Here is a 17,614-nt window from a genome sequence, read left to right on the forward strand (position 1 = left end):
TTATGTTCTCCTTGCCTTCCCATTGTTGTGTTGGAGCTCATGGTCATTTTGCACGTCGGCGCGCGATCAGGAACGAGACGGAGACGAACAGGATCGACACCAAAAGCAGGATGGTGGAGATGGCGTTGATCTCCGGCGTCATCGGCCGCCGAATCTGGTTCCAGATGTAGAGGGGTAGCGTCGTCTGGCCGGGGCCGGCGACAAGTTGCGTGATGGTGAAATCGTCGAAGGAGACGATGAAGGCGAGTGCCGCGCCCGACATGATACCGGGAACCAGGAGCGGCAACGTGATGCGCTTGAAGGCATTCCAAGGTGTCGCGTAGAGGTCGGCCGCGGCATATTCCAGTGTCAGGTCCATGTCCTCCAACCGCGCCCGGATCGGCATATAGGCGAAGGGAATGCAGAACACGGTGTGGGCGAGGATCAGATTGCCGATACCGAAATTCAGCCCGAACGTGCCTGCGATCAACGCGAAGAAGGAGAGCGTCGCCACCGCAGTGATGATTTCCGGCACCATCAGCGGCAGGTTGATCACCATGAAGGCCGCGGCGAGCCCACGCCATGGCTTCACCCTTGTCATGCCGATTGCCGCGAGCGTCGCGCAGATGGTCGAGACGATCGTCGCGGTAATCGAGATGATCAGCGTATTGCGAGCCGCTCTGTGGAATTCCTCGTTGAGCAGCGCGCTGCCGTACCAGCCGAGGGTGACGCCTTCCCAATGCGTGACCAGCGAGCCGCTGTTCAGCGAGAAGACCATCAGGATCAGCACCGGCACGTAAAGCACCAGCAGACAGATGAGGGCGATGGAGCGGAAGCCGGGCTGGTCCTTGATGTCGATGGTGCGGGGCTCAGCCATGCTGCACCTTCCCCGACGTGTTGCGGACGTAGAAGTAGAGCGCCACCAGGACCGCGGCCATCAGGATCAGCGCCTGCGCGCAGCCGAGCGGCCAGTTGCGCCCCGATCCGAATTGCTGGGCAATCAGGTCGCCGATCATCAGGTGCACGCCGCCGCCCAGGATCAGCGGCGTCACATAGGCGCCGAGGGCGGGAATGAAGACGAGCAGGCAGCCGGCGATGATGCCGGGCTTGGACAACGGGATGATCACCCGCCACAGCACCTGCCGGCGCGTCGCGTAGAGATCGTAGGCCGCCTCGATCAGCCGGAAGTCGAGCTTCTCCAGGCTCGAGTAGAGCGGCAGCACCATGAACGGCAGGAAGGCATAGAGCAGGCCGAGCTGGATGGCGAAATTGGTGTAGAGCATGGTGATCGGCTTATCGATCACGCCCAAGGCCAGCAGTGCGTTGTTGATCAGTCCTTCGTCGCGGATGATGAACATGATCGCCAACGTGCGCACCAGGAGGTTCGACCAGAACGGGATGGTGATCAGAAGCACCCACCAGTTGCGCTGCGCCGGCGGCCGCGTCGCCATGAAATAAGCCGTCGGAAAGCCGAGCAGCAGGCAGATGACCGTCGTCACCACGGCGAACAGGAACGAGCGCAGATAGATGATCAGGAAGTCCGGCGTGAACTGCAGCGTGTCGTCGAATATGTCGCGCTGGAACAAGAAGTTCAGATAGGCGTCCGTCGAGAGCTGCCACTGCACGCCGCCATAGGGCGCGGCGACCAGGAACGAATAGACGCAGATGATGAGAAGCGGCAGCACGCCGAAAATGCCGATGATGATCAGCGCCGGCAGGGACAGCAGCCGATTGCGCCGCGCGCCGGCTTTCACCGCCTGGGCTTCGAACAATGCGGCCCTGGAGAGTGTGGTTGTGGAGAGTGTGGCTGTCGTCATCAGTCTTTTAGGACGCGGGCCGCGTCCTCCTCGAACTGGATGCCGACTTTCGCGCCGGTCTCGTAGGTGACCGGGCTCGAACGGCTGTTCTGGTGACGCACGATGAAGTTTTCGCCGCCGTCGAGCTTCACGTGATAATGCGTGTCGGTGCCGAAATAGACGATGTTGAAGAGCGTGCCGGCGATCGTGCCCTTGGCCGGATCGGCTACCAAGTCGGCATGCTCGGGACGCACCACCAGCGTGACTTCGCCAGACGGCTCGAAGCCTTCCGGATAGCCAGCGGCGATCGTGGCACTATTCGCGAATTTGACCGTCGCCACGCCGGGCTTCTTCGACACCACCGTGCCAGCCAAGAAATTCGTCTCGCCGATGAAGTCGGCGACAAAACGCTCGGCCGGCCGGTCGTAGATGTCGCGAGGCATGCCGACCTGCAGGATCTTGCCTGCCGACATCACCGCGATGCGGTCGGACATGGTCAGCGCTTCTTCCTGGTCGTGCGTGACGAAGATGAAGGTGATGCCGGTCTCGTGCTGCAAGCGCTTCAATTCGATCTGCATTTCCTTGCGCAGCTTGTAGTCGAGCGCTGACAGTGGCTCGTCGAGCAAAAGCACTTTCGGCTGCGGCGCCAGCGCCCGGGCGAGCGCCACACGCTGCTGCTGGCCGCCGGAAATCTGGCTGGTGCGGCGTGCCTTCAGCGCCTCCATCTTGACCAGCTTCAGCATCTGGGTGACGCGCGCCTCGATCTCGGCCTTCGGCTTGCCCAGCATCTCCAGCCCGAAGCCGATATTCTGCGCCACCGTCATATGCGGGAACAGCGCATAGCTCTGGAAGACCGTGTTGACCGGGCGCTTGAAGGGCGGCAGCGGCGCGATGTCCTGGCCGTGCAGCAGAATTTCGCCGGCGCTTGGAAAATCGAAGCCCGCAATCAGTCTCAGCAGCGTCGTCTTTCCACAGCCGGACGGGCCGAGCAGGGTGAAAAACTCGTTCTCGCGGATCGACACCGAGACCGTGTCGAGAGCGGCTACCTGATTTTCACCGGTTCCAAATACTTTGCGTACACCGCGAACTTCGATCGCGTTCTTACCCGGCTGTTCCGGCACGATTACCCCATTGAGAGAGCCTACTCTTGGCGGCAGGTGTGTTCCTGTTTGATTGTCACCATAAGCCAGCCGGCTTGGCAACTGCGGAGCTGCTACTCGACTTTTTGACGCAATTCCCATGCCACAACCTCGGGTTCGGCCATGCTTAGACTTGGTAAGTGACCTTTCCGCCGCAGATCGTGGTGACTGGCTGCACCGCGTGCAGCGCTTCCGGCGCTGTCGCCTCGATGTCGGCCGACAAAACCACGATGTCGGCGAGATATCCGGTCTTCAGCCGACCCTTGCGATGTTCCATGAACTCGGCATAGGCGCCCTCGACCGTGTAGCCTGCAATCGATTCATGCAGGGAGAAGCTCTGGTCCGGCAGGCCTTCTGCCCAAGGTTTGCGCATCACCGCCGCCTGGATGCCCAGCATCGGGTCAACCGGCGATACCGGCCAGTCGGATGCGAAGACGACCCGCGCGCCGGCGTTCTTCAACGTGCGCCAGGCATAGCTCAGCGGCCACTTGTAGCGACCGATGCGCGAGACCGTCGGCTCCAGCGGGAAATTCATCGCACCAGGAGGATGCGGCGGCTGCATTGACGCCAGCACGCCGAGCTCGGCAAACCTTGGCACGTCCGACGGCGTGATCACCTCGATATGCTCGATGCGGTGCCGGCTGTCGCGCCTGCCGTTCTTCTTCTGCGCCGCCTGATAGCCGTCAAGCACCGCGCGCACGGCGCCGTCGCCGATCGAGTGCACGGCGATCTGCAGGCCGCGCCTGTCGGCCTCCACAGCCACCTCGGCGAAATGCCCGGGCGAAAAAAGCGGCTCGCCGCGCCAGCCCGGCCGGTCGGCATAATCGTCGACCATCACCGCGGTCCAGGAGTCCAGCACGCCGTCATAGAAGACCTTGACCATACCGGACGACAGCCATTCGGAATTGTAGGCCGACGCCATGCGCGAGGCTTTTTCGAGCATGTCCAGCGGCATGAAATTCTTGAAGTGGAACGGGATTTTCGTGCGGCAAAGCAACCGGCCCTCTTCCTGCAGCCCGGCCAGCAGCTCGAGCTGGTAGAGATTGCCGTCCATGTTCTGGATCGAAGTGATCCCGTGCCTGGCGCACCACTCGAGCCCGCGATGCATGAGGTCGCGGTCGGCGGCCAGTTCGTCGGCCGACGGATAGGGGTCCGGCTCCCCGCCGGTCAGGCCGAGCCGTGTGCGGTTTGCCCCGAAATGCTCGAGGATCGGTCCGAATGCTTCGCCCTCGCGCAGCTCGCCGGCGGCAAGCCCGTCCGCGCCCATGACGACCTCGTTGCCGGGCCCCACCTGCTTGCCGTTGAGCAGGCCGGCCTCTTCGAGCGCCTTGGTATTGGCCCACATCGTGTGGTGATCGGAAGCCGACATCGCGAAGGGGCGGTCGGAAATGATGCGGTCGAGATGATGGCGTGTCACCGGCTCGGGCAGGATCGCGTAATGGACGCCGGCGCCGATCAACAGCCTGGCGTTTGGACGTTTCGCTGCGAAACCCTGGATCGCGTCGCGCAGCGCGTCGAATCCATGGACACCCGCCAGGTGCAGATTGTCGAGCTCGGCCGCGCCGCCGAACAGGTGCATGTGCGCTTCGATGAAGCCCGGCAGGACGGAGCCGCCCTGGGCATCGATGACCTTGGTGGCGGATCGCTTGAGTTCCTCGATGGAGGCGCGGCTGCCGATGGCAATGATGGCGCCGTCCTTGACGGCAACAGCCTCGGCGGCGGGATTGTCATCGTCCATGGTCAGCACTCGGCCGTTGACGACCACCAGATCCGCGCCACCATCTGCAACCGACATCGCGACTCCACACTTTGCTGGGGGATCGACAGCGCCAAGTCCAGCGGGCTGCCGCTCCACCAAGGGCGGCGCCGTGGGACAAAAGTCGATGCCGATGCGCCGTCTTCGAAATTCCCCTTGTTATCGTGGAAGACAGCGTGGATAAAGAATGCGACTGTTTATTCGCGTTTGTCAACAGCCGGAATTTGGAATGTATAGTGGACAGCACCCCACGTCTGTGTTGAGGCCTGGCGGGGAACAAGGGCACCGAAAAGTGAAGCGCAGTCTCGACCGCAAGACCAGGATAGCGCTCGAACCGCGCAAGCAGCCGCGGCAGCAACGGTCGAGCAAGGTGGTCGACAGGATTCTCGACGCGGCGCTGATCCTGACGCGGGAACAGGGAACCAGGACACCGACGACGCTTGCCATCGCGCAGCGCGCGGGGCTGTCGGTCGGTTCGGTCTATCAATACTTTCCCAACAAGGAAGCCATTCTTCTGGACTTGGCCCGGCGCTGGCTGTCGTCTTTTCCTGAGGTCATCCGGAAGCGCATCAACGTCCCCCGGCCAACTAACCGTGACGAGTTTCGGCGCGAAGTGCGCAAGCTCTTCATCGACACGTCGAGGCTGTATCTGGACAACGTCACGCTGATGCCGGTGATCGAGGCCATATCCGGCAACGCCGACCTCAGGCCGATCCAGGACGAATATGACAAAGAGATCATCGCGCTCTACGCAGCCTGGTTGCAGCATGTGAACCCGGCCCTTGAAGAAAAGACCGCCAAACGGTTAGGCCTTGTGATGATGGAGGTCGGGCACGCCTGCAGGCTTGTCGGACTGAAGAGAGATCGCAAGACATTCGACCTCATCGAGGACGATGTGGAAGCCATGTGGCTGGCTCTCGTGACCCCCTATCTCAATCTCGACTGATTTTCACACGTCCAACTGATTTCGCGCTCCAGGGGAATTCCTATGAAGACTGTCTATTCGCCGCTTCATGCCGGTCACGCTGACCAGATGGAACTGGTCACCTCGGCCATCGTGCCGGGTTTCGAGAAGCCGTCGCGGGCCGAATTCATCAAGGCGCGGGTGGAAAGCGAGAAGCTTGGGCCGATCATCGGGCCGGTCGAGCACGACCTCGCCGCAGCCAAGCGGGTCCATGACGCGCGATACATCGATTTCCTGCCTACCGTGTGGCCGGAATGGGTCGCCGCCGGTTTCACCGGCTCGGCCATGGGCTTCACCTGGCCGACGCGCGGCTTGCGCGGCGACGTGCCGCCTAAGCGCATCGACGCCCTGCTCGGCTACTATTCCTTCGATGCCGGCGCCACCTTCGTAGAAGGCACCTGGGCGGCGATAAAGTCGTCCTACGACGTCGCGCTGACGGCGGCGGCACTGGTCAAGGGCGGCGAGCGGACGGCCTTCGCGCTCTGCCGTCCGCCCGGCCACCACGCCGGCGCCGCCTTCATGGGCGGCTACTGCTTCATCAACAACGCCGCCGTCGTCGCGCAATGGTTCCGCGACCAGGGCGCAAGCCGTGTCTCCATCCTCGATGTCGACTACCATCACGGCAACGGCACGCAGGAGATCTTCTATCGGCGCGGCGACGTCCAGGTGCTCAACCTCCATGGCGACCCGATGGTCGAATACCCCTTCTTCCTCGGCCATGCCGACGAGCGCGGCGAGGGCGAGGGCGAAGGTTTCAACGTCAACTATCCGATGCCCTTCGGCACCGACTGGAACGGCTGGAGCGCCTCACTGGCAGACGCCTGCGCCAGGCTTGCCGCCTATGCCCCGGACGTCGTCGTGGTGTCGCTCGGCGTCGACACCTTCGAGAAGGACCCGATCAGCCAGTTCAAGCTGAAGAGCGTCGATTACCCCAAGATCGGCCGCCGCATCGCCAAGCTCGGCCTGCCGACGCTGTTCGTCATGGAAGGCGGCTACGCGGTGGAAGAGATCGGCATCAATGCCGTGGGCGTGCTGACCGGCTTCGAGGGTCGCTGAGCCGCATCCAGCCGAACGGACGTACCCCCCGGAGGCGACCGGGGGCGTATTTTTGCGACCTTACCGGGAAATCATCGGCTCAATTCAACTCACAAAGTAACGCGAAGAGCGGCCACTGAGTCGCAACACGAGTCCACCAGATTCGATTTTGTCAAATCGCGTTTGATGTCGGATTCATCTGCGGGTAGATTAGACCCGAATCAGCCGGTCCACGGGGGGCGCGGCGATCACCCAAAGTCTCGAGTTCCGGCATCCGGCCGGTACCTGACGCGGATGGCTGCGCGTTCCCTGAAAGGATTCGGCTCGATTGGGTGCTGTGCGCGCCATCGAGTGTGTCTTCGTAAACGTGACGCGTTTCGGGTCCGGCCGTTGGCTTTGCCAGCACCGGGCAGAGGGATCGATTCCGGCCAGAATATCAAGATGAGCAATCCCGCCGCGCTTCTTCAATCCGACGCATCAGGCTCGCGCCCGGCGTCCCGCGGCGATCTCACCAGCTTCTTCATGCAGCTTGCCGCCGACATCGGCGCCGACAGCTACATGCTGGTCGCCATCGTGCACGACCAGGACCGCAACGACGCGCGCATCGTATCGTCGAACTGGATCTTCGACGCCATCGAGTTGATCGGCAAGAGGCTGATCGCCAATCTTGCGCTGGGACCGCTGACGGCGCCACCGGGCGTGCGCCCCAGGCCATTGGTCGCCGCCCACGCGCCCGATGCCGGCGCGCTGCTGACCGGCGAGGAAGCCAAGCTGCTCGATGTGCTCGGTCATGCCGAAATCTACTCGCTGAGGTTGAATGTCGGCCGTCAGCGCCTGTTCGTGCTGTTTTCCGCCGCCGAGCCCGGCAAGATCGACTTGACCGCCCTGATGAAGGCGCAGCTCAAATGCTGCTACGCGCTGTCCGGCATCCCGCAATTGATCGCTGCGGCATCGATGCAGGATCCGCTCTCGGATCGTGAGCGCGAATGCCTGTTCTGGGTGTCGGAAGGCAAGACCACCGACGAGGTGGCCCTGATCCTTGGCGTCTCGTCGAACACCGTCAACAGCTACATCACGCATGCCATCCAGAAGTTCGCGGCCAGCAACCGCGCGATGGCGATTGCGACCGCGATCAGGAGCGGCATCATTTGAAACACGCACAAGCCAGAGAGGCCGCTGCGGCCCTTTTCAACGATCAGCGCAATCCGTTCGGCGCCTTCTCGCTCGGATCGGAGACGCATCACGCGGCGACCATTCCGGACGCCGTGCGGCGCTGCCGCTGGATCGCCGTCGACATCAACGCTTCCGGCTTCGGGCTGTTCTTGGTCAGCCCCTCGCTGGAGCGCGCGCGCCTGGTCGCCTGCTTCGATTCCGACTATCCGTCGACCTCCGTCGCGACCAAATTCATCTCGGGCGCCAGCGGCGAGGAGATGGTGCGCCACAGTCGCATCTCGACGACGCCGCGCTGGTGGACCGATGACGACATCGCCGGCTCGCGGCAGACGCTGGAGAGCCTGGCATGGGCCGAGCCGGCCGCGCCGCTCGCGCCCGGCACCAACGGCATCGCCTTTCCGGTGCATGCCGATCGCGGCCAATGCGGGCTGGTGGTCTTCCTGGGTCCGGATATCGCGCTGTCGGACGATACGCTTTGTGAAATCCACGCGCGCTGCTTTGCGCTGTTCGCGGCGGTCGCCCGCATTCGTCCGGGCGAGACCGGCAGGACCCGCGCGATCTCCAAGCGCGAGCTCGAATGCCTGAAGCTGACCGCCAATGGCAACACCAGCGAAGAGATCGCGAAACTCCTGAAACTGTCGGTGCACACGGCCAACCAGTATCTCACCCAATCGACGCAGAAGCTCAATGCGGTCAACCGCAACCAGGCGGTCGCCAAGGCGCTGCGTCTCGGCCTGATCGAGTAGCCCGCCGGGGCCAGGCGTCCACGCTCTTCGATCTATTCTCAAGGATAAGCGAGCGGCTCGGTCCGGCGGATGCGCGCCTGGTCGATCGCGTCCTCGAGCAGGGCGGTGTTGTGCTCCGGCGTCTCGCCCGGCTTCTCGAAGGACACGTAGTTGACGACCACGGACGCCCCGTGCCCGGTCAGCGTCAGCTGGAAATAGACGGTGACGCCGCGTGGCCGGAGCTCGAGATCCAGCACGATACGCGGGCTGCCGCTCCAGTCGACATGCGCTTCGCCGCCATGGCCAAGCCGCAGCGTGCCCGCCTGGAAGTAGAGCTCAGCGGCCGAGTCCACCAGGTCCGACAGGCAGGCGAAATGCTCCAGCCGGATGAAGGCGATGTAGTCGGCGACCTCGATCAGACGCAACTCGCCGACCACGTCCTGGATGGCGCTGGCGACGATCTGCTCGCGTGAATTGGCGTGTGGTTGCCGGTTCATGGATTACAGGCAGCGTCCGTTCATTGGGTTGCTTTTCGCTCGGCCTTCTTCGAGTAGACGATCCGCACCAGCTCGGCGACGGCCTGGTAGAATTGCGATGGGATCACGCTATCAACCGAAACTTGCTTGTACATGGAGCGGGCAAGCGCAACGTCCTCGAAGATCGGGATGTTGTGTTCCCTGGCGATCTCGCGAATCTTCAGCGCCACCAGATCCTGACCCTTGGCGAGCACGACCGGGGCGGAATCCTCCTCGCGGACATATTTCAGCGCGATGGAATAGTGCGTCGGATTGGCGATGACGAGCGTCGCGCGCGGCACCGCCGTCATCATGCGCCGCCGCGCCCGGTCGCGCGCCAGCGAGCGCAGGCGCGACTTCACGATCGGATCGCCCTCCGACTGCTTCAGCTCGTCCTTCACTTCCTGCTTGGTCATGCGCAGATCGCGCCGCCAATGAAAGCGCGACCAGACGATGTCGGCGACCGCGATCAGTCCCATGACGAAGACGATCGCCACCAGTATGTCGACGAAGATGCCGCGGATGACCATGCCGAACGACACCGGGTTGGTGATCATGCCGGCGAGCAGCCTGCGGTGATCCTCCGACAGCGTGAAGGTGAGCACGGCGATGGCGAAGGCGAGCTTGGCCAGCGACTTGGCGAATTCGACGAAGCCCTGCGCGCCGAACAGGCGGCTCCAGCCCTTGGCGATCGAAATGCGCGACAGTTGCGGCCTGATCCGCTCGCCGACGAATTGCGGTATGTTCTGGAACACCGAAGCGCCGACGCCGGCGACCACCAGGAGCACCAGCAGGCTGACGACGGCGCGGCCGATCTCGACCAGGACCTGTCGGTAGAGCGTGATGACATCGGTCTCGGTATCCATCGGCCACGCCTCCGGCTTTTCCAGGAACATCGCGAGGAACATGCCGAGGTTTACGATGGCGTCCTTGGCGTAGAACACGGTGAACACCAGTATCGCAAGAAAGGAAGCAAAGATCGCCGTCTCGCGCGAGTGGGGCAGCTTGCCTTGCTCGATCGTGTCGCGGATCTTCTTTTCTGTGGCTTCCTCGGTTTTGGAATCCTTGTCGACCGCTTCAGCCATGGTGCCCTGACCGGATTGTTATCGTCAGGCGGCTTCGGCGGCGGTCTGCGTGGCAGGTAGTTCGAACGCTCCCTGCCGCGACAGCCGGATCGTCGCCACTGCGATCGTCTTGCGCGCGCCCATGATGTCGGTGAGCGCGATGCCTTCCGATCCCTGTCCGAGCTCGGATTCGATCATGCGGCGCGAGCGCGCGCCGATCGCCGACAACACGGATTCGGTAAGCTCCGCCGACGCGCCGCGCAGCGCGAGCGTGACCAGCTCGGTCGAGAGCCCGTCGAACAGAAGCACGCGCGCCTTCTGGGTGAGCAGCGGCAGGTCGTCGAAGGCGAACAGCCGCGACTTGACGCCGGCGAGGTCGGGCGTGCCGGCCTCTTCCAGATCCAGCATCAGCTCGTCGAGCTCTGGCTTGGCCATTTCGTTGAGCACGCTGGCGACGCGCTCCTGGCCGACCGACGTGTCCCTGCTCGCCTTTTGCGAAAGCACGCTGACGCGCAGCTGGTTCTCGACGATCCTGGTTGCCGCGTCGGGAATGTTGGCCATCGTCACCATGCGCTTGATGATCTGGCTGCGTATCGGCTTTTCCATCGTCAGCAGCACATTGGCCGCGGTCTGCGGCGCAAGCTTCGACAGCACCATGGCGGACGTCTGCGGATGCTCGCCGGTGAGGAAGGTGCCGAGGCGCGCGGGCTCGAGCTTTTCGAGATCCGGCCAGATCGGCGGCGGCCCTTCCGGCGTCGGCTCGAATTTCTTGTCGCCCATGATGGCGCTCATTTCCTCGGGGGAGAGCGACTCGTTGAGGATCGTGTCCATCCTGTCAGCGGAGTCGAGCAGGCCGGCGCCCTCGGTGAACTCGGCCTCGAACTCTGCGACGATGCGCTCTAGGTCGCTCTGCGGAATGGTGCGCAGCAGCCGGGCGCCCTCGATCAGCGCCTTCAGCTCCTCCTGCTTGAAGAATTTGAGCAGCCGGCTGGCCGAAGGCTTGCCCATCGCCACCAGTATGGCGGCGGCCTTTTGCGGGCGCGTCAGCGTCAACGACGTCATTGTGCCTGGCTCCGTTGCCGATGAATGCTCTCGCTGTCCATCCTCAAGCGCTCTGCGTCGCGGCTATGATCTCGGTAAGTCTGATGCCAAAGCGCGACGGGTCGTTTTCCAGCACGGTAATTTCGCCGCGCGCGATTCTGCGGCCATTGACCACCACGTCGACCGGCTCGCCGATGCGACGGTTGAGCGCCACCGTCGAGCCTTTCTGCAGCGCCATCAGCTCCGACACCGGCATTTCGGTGCTGCCGAGAATGATCTGCACGTCGACCGGGATCGTCATGATGATCGAGGAATTGGCGCCGGCCTGGAGAGCGGCGTCCGGACGCTTCTCCTCTTCCCGGAGCACGCCACGCAATTCCTCGATGGCGCGGTCGAGCTGCTCGTCCGGCTGGTCGGCTTCTGGTTCAGCTTCCACCTTGGTCTTTGCCATGCCTCGTCTCCAATAATCCCAAGCCCGGCCTTAGCCCGGCATGAGCCCGTCGATGAAATCCTGCCCGGCATCGTGGGGATGCCGGATGCGGACCGTGTAATTCTGCCCGAGCTTGCCGAACTCGCAGACAAACAGCGTCTTGTCGCGCGCGCTGAGCTTGGCCTGGATCTGCGCGTTCTCCTCGAACTCGATCACCTGGCCGGGCTGGAAGGCGGCGAGTTCGCCGAGCGTCAGCCGGGCCAACGGCATGGTGGCTTCGAGCCGCACGGCCGAACGCATAACCTCTTCCGAGAAGCGCGCCCGCCAGTCGAACTCCGTCGTTCCGTCCTCGTCCGTATTGGCGGTGGCGCCGCGCGCCGCCAGAAGGAGGCGCTGCGGGATCATGACCGTCACGGTGCCGGTGTCGGTCGGCGTCGAGATGCCGTAGACGATGCGAACCGCCGCGCCATCGCGCAGCACACGCCGTCTTGCCTCGTTGCCGGACATCGCCCGGGGGACCGGCAGGCGCAAGTTTAGAGAGCGCCTGTCCGATCCGTTCAGCGCCACCGCGACCTCCTGGAAGACGCTGGTCGCGACGTCGGTCTCGATCTGCGACAGGTCGCGCTCGATCGGCGCCACCGGCTGGTCCGGGTCGCCGCCGAACAGGGCGCTGACCATGACGGCGATCGCCGGCGCGTCCATGACCAGCGTCATGGCGTCGGCCGAGGTCGGCGAGGAGACGATGGTCATCGCGAAGGTTTCGCCGGCGCGTATGCGCGCATCGGGCACCCGACCCACTTCCACCGCTTGCAGGTCGACCGTAACTGGCGCGCCGAGGTCGCCGGAAAGGGCCTTCTGCAGCAGCGGCAGCGAGCGTTCGGCCATGCCGCGGCCGACACCGATCACCTGCGCGGCCTCGCCGCTGTCGCCGACGAGACGCTCGATGATCAAGGCCCGGGTTTGCGACGGACTGCCCGGACTGGTCATGACGGCAGGCGGCCCTGGCTGAAATTCTGCATGCTCAGGCCGCCTTCTTCTCGGCGCTGCCCGTGTTCATCGTGCTCTGCTCGACGGCATCGATCGTCGGGCGCTCATAGGACGAGATGGTCTTGCGGCCGAACTCGATGGCGACCTGCGGCAAGGCGCCGTTCATATAGGCGAGCAGCGTCTGCTTGACGATGATGTAGAGGCGATTCTTCTTCTCGCGCACCGTCTTGATCTTGGTGGCGACCGGACCGACCACTGCATAGGAGAGGAAGATGCCGAGGAAGGTTCCGACGAGCGCCGCGCCGATCAGGCCGCCGAGGATTTCAGGCGACTGGTCGAGCGCGCCCATCGCCTTCACCACGCCGAGCACTGCGGCGACGATGCCGAGCGCCGGCAGGCCGTCGCCGACCGCGACCATCGCGTGATAGGCCTTCAGCTTGTCGGTGCGGATCGTCTGGATCTCCTCGTCCATCAGCGCCTCGATCTCGTGCGAGCGCGCGTTGCCGATAATGATGATGCGGCAATAGTCGCAGATGAAATTCGTCAGCTCGTGGTTCTTGAGCACGGTCGGGAAAGCCTGGAAGATGGCGGACTCTTCCGGATTGTCGATATGCGCCTCGACCTCGCTGCGCGACTTCGAGCGCAGCTCGCGCATCAGGCTGTGCAGGACGCCCAGCGTCTCGAGATAATCGCGTTCCTTCGGCACGGCCTGCTTGAAGGCTTCGAGAATGCCCTTGCCTGTGTCCTTGACCGTCTTCATCGGATTGGCGACGAGGAAGGTGCCGAGCGCCGCGCCGCAAATGACGACGGCTTCCCATGGCTGCAGCAGCACATGCAGATGACCGCCCATGGCCATGAAGCCGCCGAGAACGCAGCCGAGCGTCACTACAAGTCCGATCAGAATACCCACGACAGGTCCTTCCGCATGTCACGTCGTGGATCAGGGATAGTCCTCGTGCCTTGTGTGAGGCTTGAATCGAAGCTCGTGGACGCGATTCAGTTTCGCGCAAGGAAGTGAGCTTATCGTGCCGGGATAGCTTCGGCCGGAGGCGTGTCCTTTGCTCAATACCTACATCAGCTACCAGTTGATCGTCAAAGACATCAACAAGTCGATCGACCGTATCGAGCAACAGCCCACGGTCGATCGCGATACCAAATATTATCTGGCCAATATCACCAAGGTGAAATCGATCGACGATTTCGTCAACAATGACCGCTTGTTCAAATACGCCATGAAGGCCTACGGGCTGGAGGACATGGACTATGCCAAGGCCTTCATGGTCAAGGCGCTGAAGGAAGGCGTTTCCGATCCCAACAGTTTCGCCAACAAGCTGACAGACAAGCGCTACGCCGAGTTCGTCGCCGCCTTCAATTTCGCCGCCAATGGCGCCGATGCGACCGTCTACAACAAGGCGCAGCAGCTGGTGACGAAGAACTACGCCATCCAGGCGCAGATCGCCGGCCTCGATCCGAATTCGGACTATGTGAAGGGCGAGACGACCTATTATCTCGCCAACATCACCAAGGTGAAGTCCATCGCCGATCTGATGGGCAACAGCCGGCTCTACACCTACGCGCTGGCGGCCTTCGGCCTCGATTCGGCGACCGAAGACAAGGATCTCATCAAGCAGGTCCTGCAAGGCGGTGTGCGTGACCCCGACAGCGTCGCCAACAAGCAGACGGATCCGGCCTATGCGGCCCTCGCCTCGGCCTTCAACTTCGAGCAGTACGGCGAGAACGCCACCACCTATGTTCCAGCACAGCAGCCGACCGTCGACAAATACATGCGCCAGACGCTGGAGGAAGATGCCGGCAAGACCAATGAAGGTGTCCGGCTGGCGCTTTATTTCGAGCGCAAGGCCCCGGACATCACCAGTTGGTACGACGTGCTCGCCGACACCGCGCTTGCCAGCGTGGTGCGCACCGCGCTCGGCCTGCCCGATTCCTTTGCCACGGCCGACATCGACAAGCAGGCGCAGCTGTTCGAACAGAAGCTCGACATCTCGGATTTCACCGATCCCGAGAAGCTCGGCAAGTTCCTGACCCGCTTCACCAGCCTGTATGAGATCAACCACCCGACCTCGACGGCCGTGACATCGGTCAGCGTGCTCTTCGCGCAGCCGCTCACGGTGGGCATCTCCACCGACCTGATGATGGCCATGCAGAAGCTGAAGTTCTGAAACACCATGCAGGACAGTCTCTATGTCGCCCTCTCCTCTCAGATCGCGCTCGAGCGCCGTCTGGACACCATCGCCGACAATGTCGCCAACGCCTCGACCATCGGCTTTCGCGCCACCGGCGTGAAATTCGAGGACGTCGTCTCCGGCACCGGGCCGAAGTCGGTCTCCTTCGCCTCCTCGGGCAAGACCTATCTTTCCACCGCGCACGGCTCGCTGACCGAAACCGGCAATCCTTTCGACTTCGCCATCCAGGGCGACGCATGGTTCGCCATCGAGACGCCGGCCGGAACGGTGATGACCCGCGACGGCCGCTTCTCCATGAACGAGAACGGCGAGCTGATGTCGATCGAAGGCTATCCGGTGCTGGACGGCGGCGGCGCGCCGATCCAGCTCGACCCGCGCAACGGCCCTCCAAAGGCCGGCGCCGACGGTTCGCTCAGGCAGAACGACCAGCTTGTCGGCGCCATCGGTGTCTATCAGTTCGATCCCGGCGACAATTTTGTCCGTTACGGCAATTCGGGCATCGTGCCCGCGCGTGCCCCCGAACCCGTCACGGATCGTTCCGATGTCGGCGTCGCGCAAGGCTTCCTGGAAGAATCCAACGTCAATCCGGTGCTGGAGATGACCCGGCTTATCCAGGTGCAGCGCGCCTTCGAGAACACCGCGGCGCTGATCCGGCAGAGCGCTTCCTCCACCGACGACGCGATCAAGACACTCGGCTCGAAGTAGCGAGATGGCGACCGGCTCGTCCCTGCTCCGCGCGCCAGAGAGGTTTGCTGAGGCCGGTCAGACCGATCGGCTGTCGGCGCTCGAACGCGTCTGGCGGCGGTTCGACAATCCGCAGACATTGCTCAGCCGCGGCGGCCGCGTCGTCGAGATTTCGCCCACCCATTACAAGGTGCGCGGCCTCTCCGACATCGCAAGACTCGGCGACATCGTCGAGCAGCGCGGCAAGGCCGGCACGCGCCGCGGCGAGATCGTCAGAATAGGCCGCGACGAGGTCGTCGTGGCGCCGTTCGAGCGCAATGCCGATGCCGGCATCGGCGATGCCGTGTTCCGGCGCGGCCCGCTTGCCGTCACGCCGCATCTTTCCTGGCGCGGGCGCGCCATCGACGCGCTGACCCGCGTCATCGACGGCGGTCCGCCGCTGATCAGGCCCAATGCCGCCGATTGCACCGACACACAGACGCCCGGCGCCATGGCCCGCCAGCGCGTCGGCACGGGCTTTCTCACCGGCGTGCGGGTGATCGATATCTTCACCCCGCTCTGCTTCGGTCAGCGGCTCGGCATCTTCGCCGGTTCCGGCGTCGGCAAGTCGACGCTGCTAGCCATGCTCGCCGGCGCCGACGCTTTCGACACCGTCGTCGTTGCGCTGATCGGCGAGCGCGGCCGCGAGGTGCGCGAATTCCTGGAGGACACGATCGGCGCCGACAGCATGGCAAAGACCGTTGCCGTCGTCGCCACCAGCGACGAGAGCGCCATGATGCGCCGGCGCGCGCCCGACACCGCCATGTGCGTGGCCGAGCATTTCCGCGACCAGGGCCATCGCGTTCTGCTGGTGCTGGATTCGATCACCCGCTTTGCCCACGCGCTGCGCGAGGTGGCGACCGGAACCGGCGAGCCGCCGGTAGCGCGCGGCTACCCGGCCTCGGTCTTCACCGATTTGCCCAAGCTGCTCGAGCGCGCTGGCCCAGGTGCCGAGGGCAAGGGCTCGATCACCGCCATCATCTCGGTGCTGGTCGACGGCGACGACCACAACGATCCCGTGGCCGATTCGGTGCGCGGCATCCTCGACGGCCATGTCGTGCTCGACCGTGCGATCGCCGAGCAGGGGCGCTACCCGCCGGTCAATCCGCTGTCGTCGATCTCGCGTCTCGCCGACAAGGCCTGGAGCGCGGAGCAGCGCCTGCTGGTGACCAGGCTGAAGTCGATGATCGCGCGCTTCGAGGACACGCGCGATATCCGCCTGCTCGGCGCCTATCAGGGCGGCGCCGACGCCGAGCTCGACATCGCCGTGCGCCAAGTGCCGCTGATCTACGAGGCGCTCAACCAATCGCCGAGGGATCGCGCATCGGCCGACCCGTTCGCCGACCTCGCCCGCCATCTCAAGGGGAAGCCTAATGGCGATCAAGGAGACTGAGCTGCAGCAGACCGAGCGCCTGCTGCGCGAGATGATCGCCGAGGCCAAGGCCGCCGAGGAGGTCGAAGCCAGCCGCGACTTGGCTATCAACGGCCTGTTCCCCAAGGTGGAATGGCCGAAGCCGCCGCCGGCCCAGTTCCCGCGCCTGGCCGACAGGAAAGCGGACCGGCGCAGCGACTTCGTCGTCGCCGCGCTCGGCATCACGCTCGGCCTGATCTGCGCGCTGTTTCCGTGGTACATCTTCTTCAACCAGGAGCAGTTCGGCGTGCAGGCCATCAAGTTTGGCGGCAGCGGCAGCAATTCCGGTCGCGAGGGCGGCGGCATCGCGGCCGAACCCAGCGCACCGCTGACGGCCAAGGACGTTCCCAACGCCGATATCGACCTGCTCGCCACCGGAACGGTGCAGGACGAACCCGCCCCGGTGCCCGGCGACCAGCCCTTCCCGGCCGCGGCGGCGGGATTCAAGATGGTGCATGTCGCCAACGGCCGCGCCATGATCGAGGACGATACCGGCCTGTGGATCGTCCAGCGCGGCTCTGTCCTGCCCGATTCCAGCCGCGTCGCCTCGATCGAGCAGCGCGGCGGCAAATGGGTGATCGTCACCGACGCCGACAAGGTGATCCAGCTTTCCAGGTGACGGGCCGCCAGCTCGTCCCGCGCAAGGTCCGCGCAAGACTGGCGGCCTAGTCT

18 protein-coding genes are annotated in these 17,614 nt (G+C 63.9%); 8 read left to right on the forward strand and 10 right to left on the reverse strand.

Translation table 11 applies throughout. The features are described from left to right. Positions 1-43 precede the first annotated feature (43 nt). The 4 genes from P9236_RS10050 to P9236_RS10065 form a co-directional block, all read right to left on the reverse strand. A complete protein-coding gene (locus P9236_RS10050; RefSeq protein WP_278074461.1) occupies positions 44-856 on the reverse strand; it encodes an ABC transporter permease in 813 nt (270 codons plus the stop codon). After that, positions 849-1,796 (reverse strand): ABC transporter permease, encoded by a 948-nt coding sequence (locus P9236_RS10055; protein ID WP_278074462.1) that lies wholly within the window; start codon positions 1,794-1,796, stop codon positions 849-851. Before P9236_RS10055 ends, P9236_RS10050 begins: the two co-directional genes overlap by 8 nt. Beyond that, a complete protein-coding gene (locus tag P9236_RS10060) occupies positions 1,796-2,896 on the reverse strand; it encodes an ABC transporter ATP-binding protein (RefSeq protein WP_278074463.1) in 1,101 nt (366 codons plus the stop codon). Before P9236_RS10060 ends, P9236_RS10055 begins: the two co-directional genes overlap by 1 nt. Positions 2,897-3,041: 145 nt before the next feature. Further along, positions 3,042-4,709, reverse strand: a complete 1,668-nt coding sequence (locus P9236_RS10065; protein ID WP_278074464.1) for an amidohydrolase — start codon at positions 4,707-4,709, stop codon at positions 3,042-3,044. Positions 4,710-4,962: 253 nt separating this feature from the next. Here P9236_RS10065 and P9236_RS10070 point away from each other — a divergent pair, with 253 nt between their 5' ends. The 4 genes from P9236_RS10070 (at position 4,963) to P9236_RS10085 (ending at position 8,588) form a co-directional block, all read left to right on the forward strand. Continuing rightward, positions 4,963-5,616, forward strand: a complete 654-nt coding sequence (locus P9236_RS10070) for a TetR/AcrR family transcriptional regulator (protein ID WP_278074465.1) — start codon at positions 4,963-4,965, stop codon at positions 5,614-5,616. A 42-nt stretch (positions 5,617-5,658) separates the two neighbouring features. Continuing rightward, positions 5,659-6,690 (forward strand): histone deacetylase family protein, encoded by a 1,032-nt coding sequence (locus P9236_RS10075; RefSeq protein WP_278074466.1) that lies wholly within the window; start codon positions 5,659-5,661, stop codon positions 6,688-6,690. Positions 6,691-7,110: 420 nt separating this feature from the next. Beyond that, a complete protein-coding gene (locus P9236_RS10080) occupies positions 7,111-7,821 on the forward strand; it encodes a LuxR family transcriptional regulator (RefSeq protein ID WP_278074467.1) in 711 nt (236 codons plus the stop codon). Further along, complete coding sequence (locus P9236_RS10085; protein ID WP_278074468.1) at positions 7,818-8,588, forward strand: LuxR C-terminal-related transcriptional regulator; 771 nt, start codon at positions 7,818-7,820, stop codon at positions 8,586-8,588. Before P9236_RS10080 ends, P9236_RS10085 begins: the two co-directional genes overlap by 4 nt. 38 nt (positions 8,589-8,626) lie before the next feature. Here the strand turns inward: P9236_RS10085 and P9236_RS10090 are convergent, their stop codons facing one another. Genes P9236_RS10090 through motA form a run of 6 tightly spaced genes read right to left on the reverse strand, consistent with a single transcriptional unit; the run spans position 8,627 to position 13,514 of the window. Beyond that, positions 8,627-9,064 carry a hypothetical protein gene (locus P9236_RS10090; protein WP_278074469.1) on the reverse strand — a complete coding sequence of 146 codons (438 nt, stop codon included), beginning with the start codon at positions 9,062-9,064 and terminating at the stop codon, positions 8,627-8,629. Positions 9,065-9,084: 20 nt separating this feature from the next. Then, complete coding sequence (gene flhB / locus P9236_RS10095; protein ID WP_278074470.1) at positions 9,085-10,167, reverse strand: flagellar biosynthesis protein FlhB; 1,083 nt, start codon at positions 10,165-10,167, stop codon at positions 9,085-9,087. A gap of 24 nt (positions 10,168-10,191) precedes the next feature. Continuing rightward, entirely contained in the window at positions 10,192-11,208 is a 1,017-nt protein-coding gene (locus P9236_RS10100; protein WP_278074471.1) for a flagellar motor switch protein FliG, read from the reverse strand. A 43-nt stretch (positions 11,209-11,251) separates the two neighbouring features. Continuing rightward, positions 11,252-11,638 (reverse strand): flagellar motor switch protein FliN, encoded by a 387-nt coding sequence (fliN, locus tag P9236_RS10105; protein WP_278074472.1) that lies wholly within the window; start codon positions 11,636-11,638, stop codon positions 11,252-11,254. A gap of 30 nt (positions 11,639-11,668) precedes the next feature. Continuing rightward, positions 11,669-12,604 carry a FliM/FliN family flagellar motor switch protein gene (locus P9236_RS10110; RefSeq protein WP_347405179.1) on the reverse strand — a complete coding sequence of 312 codons (936 nt, stop codon included), beginning with the start codon at positions 12,602-12,604 and terminating at the stop codon, positions 11,669-11,671. Between the two features lie 34 nt (positions 12,605-12,638). Further along, the gene (motA, locus tag P9236_RS10115; RefSeq protein ID WP_278074474.1) at positions 12,639-13,514 is read right to left on the reverse strand and encodes a flagellar motor stator protein MotA; all 876 of its coding nucleotides are present in this window, start codon (positions 13,512-13,514) and stop codon (positions 12,639-12,641) included. A gap of 148 nt (positions 13,515-13,662) precedes the next feature. Here motA and P9236_RS10120 point away from each other — a divergent pair, with 148 nt between their 5' ends. From P9236_RS10120 to P9236_RS10135, 4 genes are read left to right on the forward strand one after another with little or no spacing between them, the layout of a single operon-like run. Further along, complete coding sequence (locus P9236_RS10120) at positions 13,663-14,784, forward strand: DUF1217 domain-containing protein (protein WP_278074475.1); 1,122 nt, start codon at positions 13,663-13,665, stop codon at positions 14,782-14,784. 6 nt (positions 14,785-14,790) lie between these two features. Next, complete coding sequence (gene flgF, locus P9236_RS10125; RefSeq protein ID WP_278074476.1) at positions 14,791-15,513, forward strand: flagellar basal-body rod protein FlgF; 723 nt, start codon at positions 14,791-14,793, stop codon at positions 15,511-15,513. 4 nt (positions 15,514-15,517) lie between these two features. Further along, positions 15,518-16,924: a flagellar protein export ATPase FliI gene (gene fliI / locus P9236_RS10130; protein ID WP_278074477.1), complete on the forward strand. Its 1,407-nt coding sequence runs from the start codon at positions 15,518-15,520 to the stop codon at positions 16,922-16,924. Continuing rightward, positions 16,905-17,561: a hypothetical protein gene (locus P9236_RS10135; RefSeq protein WP_278074478.1), complete on the forward strand. Its 657-nt coding sequence runs from the start codon at positions 16,905-16,907 to the stop codon at positions 17,559-17,561. The genes fliI and P9236_RS10135 overlap by 20 nt, the downstream gene beginning before the upstream one ends. Positions 17,562-17,614 lie beyond the last annotated feature (53 nt).

This window comes from Mesorhizobium sp. WSM4884 (genome assembly GCF_029625675.1).
Classification (GTDB): Bacteria; Pseudomonadota; Alphaproteobacteria; order Rhizobiales; family Rhizobiaceae; genus Mesorhizobium.

Coding starts and splice junctions, on each gene's coding strand:
- P9236_RS10050 (WP_278074461.1), bottom strand. CDS start 856: ATGGCTGAGCCCCGCACCATCGACATCAAGGACCAGCCCGGCTTCCGC.
- P9236_RS10055 (WP_278074462.1), bottom strand. CDS start 1,796: ATGACGACAGCCACACTCTCCACAACCACACTCTCCAGGGCCGCATTG.
- P9236_RS10065 (WP_278074464.1), bottom strand. CDS start 4,709: ATGTCGGTTGCAGATGGTGGCGCGGATCTGGTGGTCGTCAACGGCCGA.
- P9236_RS10075 (WP_278074466.1), top strand. CDS start 5,659: ATGAAGACTGTCTATTCGCCGCTTCATGCCGGTCACGCTGACCAGATG.
- P9236_RS10080 (WP_278074467.1), top strand. CDS start 7,111: ATGAGCAATCCCGCCGCGCTTCTTCAATCCGACGCATCAGGCTCGCGC.
- P9236_RS10090 (WP_278074469.1), bottom strand. CDS start 9,064: ATGAACCGGCAACCACACGCCAATTCACGCGAGCAGATCGTCGCCAGC.
- flhB (WP_278074470.1), bottom strand. CDS start 10,167: ATGGCTGAAGCGGTCGACAAGGATTCCAAAACCGAGGAAGCCACAGAA.
- P9236_RS10100 (WP_278074471.1), bottom strand. CDS start 11,208: ATGACGTCGTTGACGCTGACGCGCCCGCAAAAGGCCGCCGCCATACTG.
- fliN (WP_278074472.1), bottom strand. CDS start 11,638: ATGGCAAAGACCAAGGTGGAAGCTGAACCAGAAGCCGACCAGCCGGAC.
- P9236_RS10110 (WP_347405179.1), bottom strand. CDS start 12,604: ATGACCAGTCCGGGCAGTCCGTCGCAAACCCGGGCCTTGATCATCGAG.
- flgF (WP_278074476.1), top strand. CDS start 14,791: ATGCAGGACAGTCTCTATGTCGCCCTCTCCTCTCAGATCGCGCTCGAG.
- fliI (WP_278074477.1), top strand. CDS start 15,518: ATGGCGACCGGCTCGTCCCTGCTCCGCGCGCCAGAGAGGTTTGCTGAG.
- P9236_RS10135 (WP_278074478.1), top strand. CDS start 16,905: ATGGCGATCAAGGAGACTGAGCTGCAGCAGACCGAGCGCCTGCTGCGC.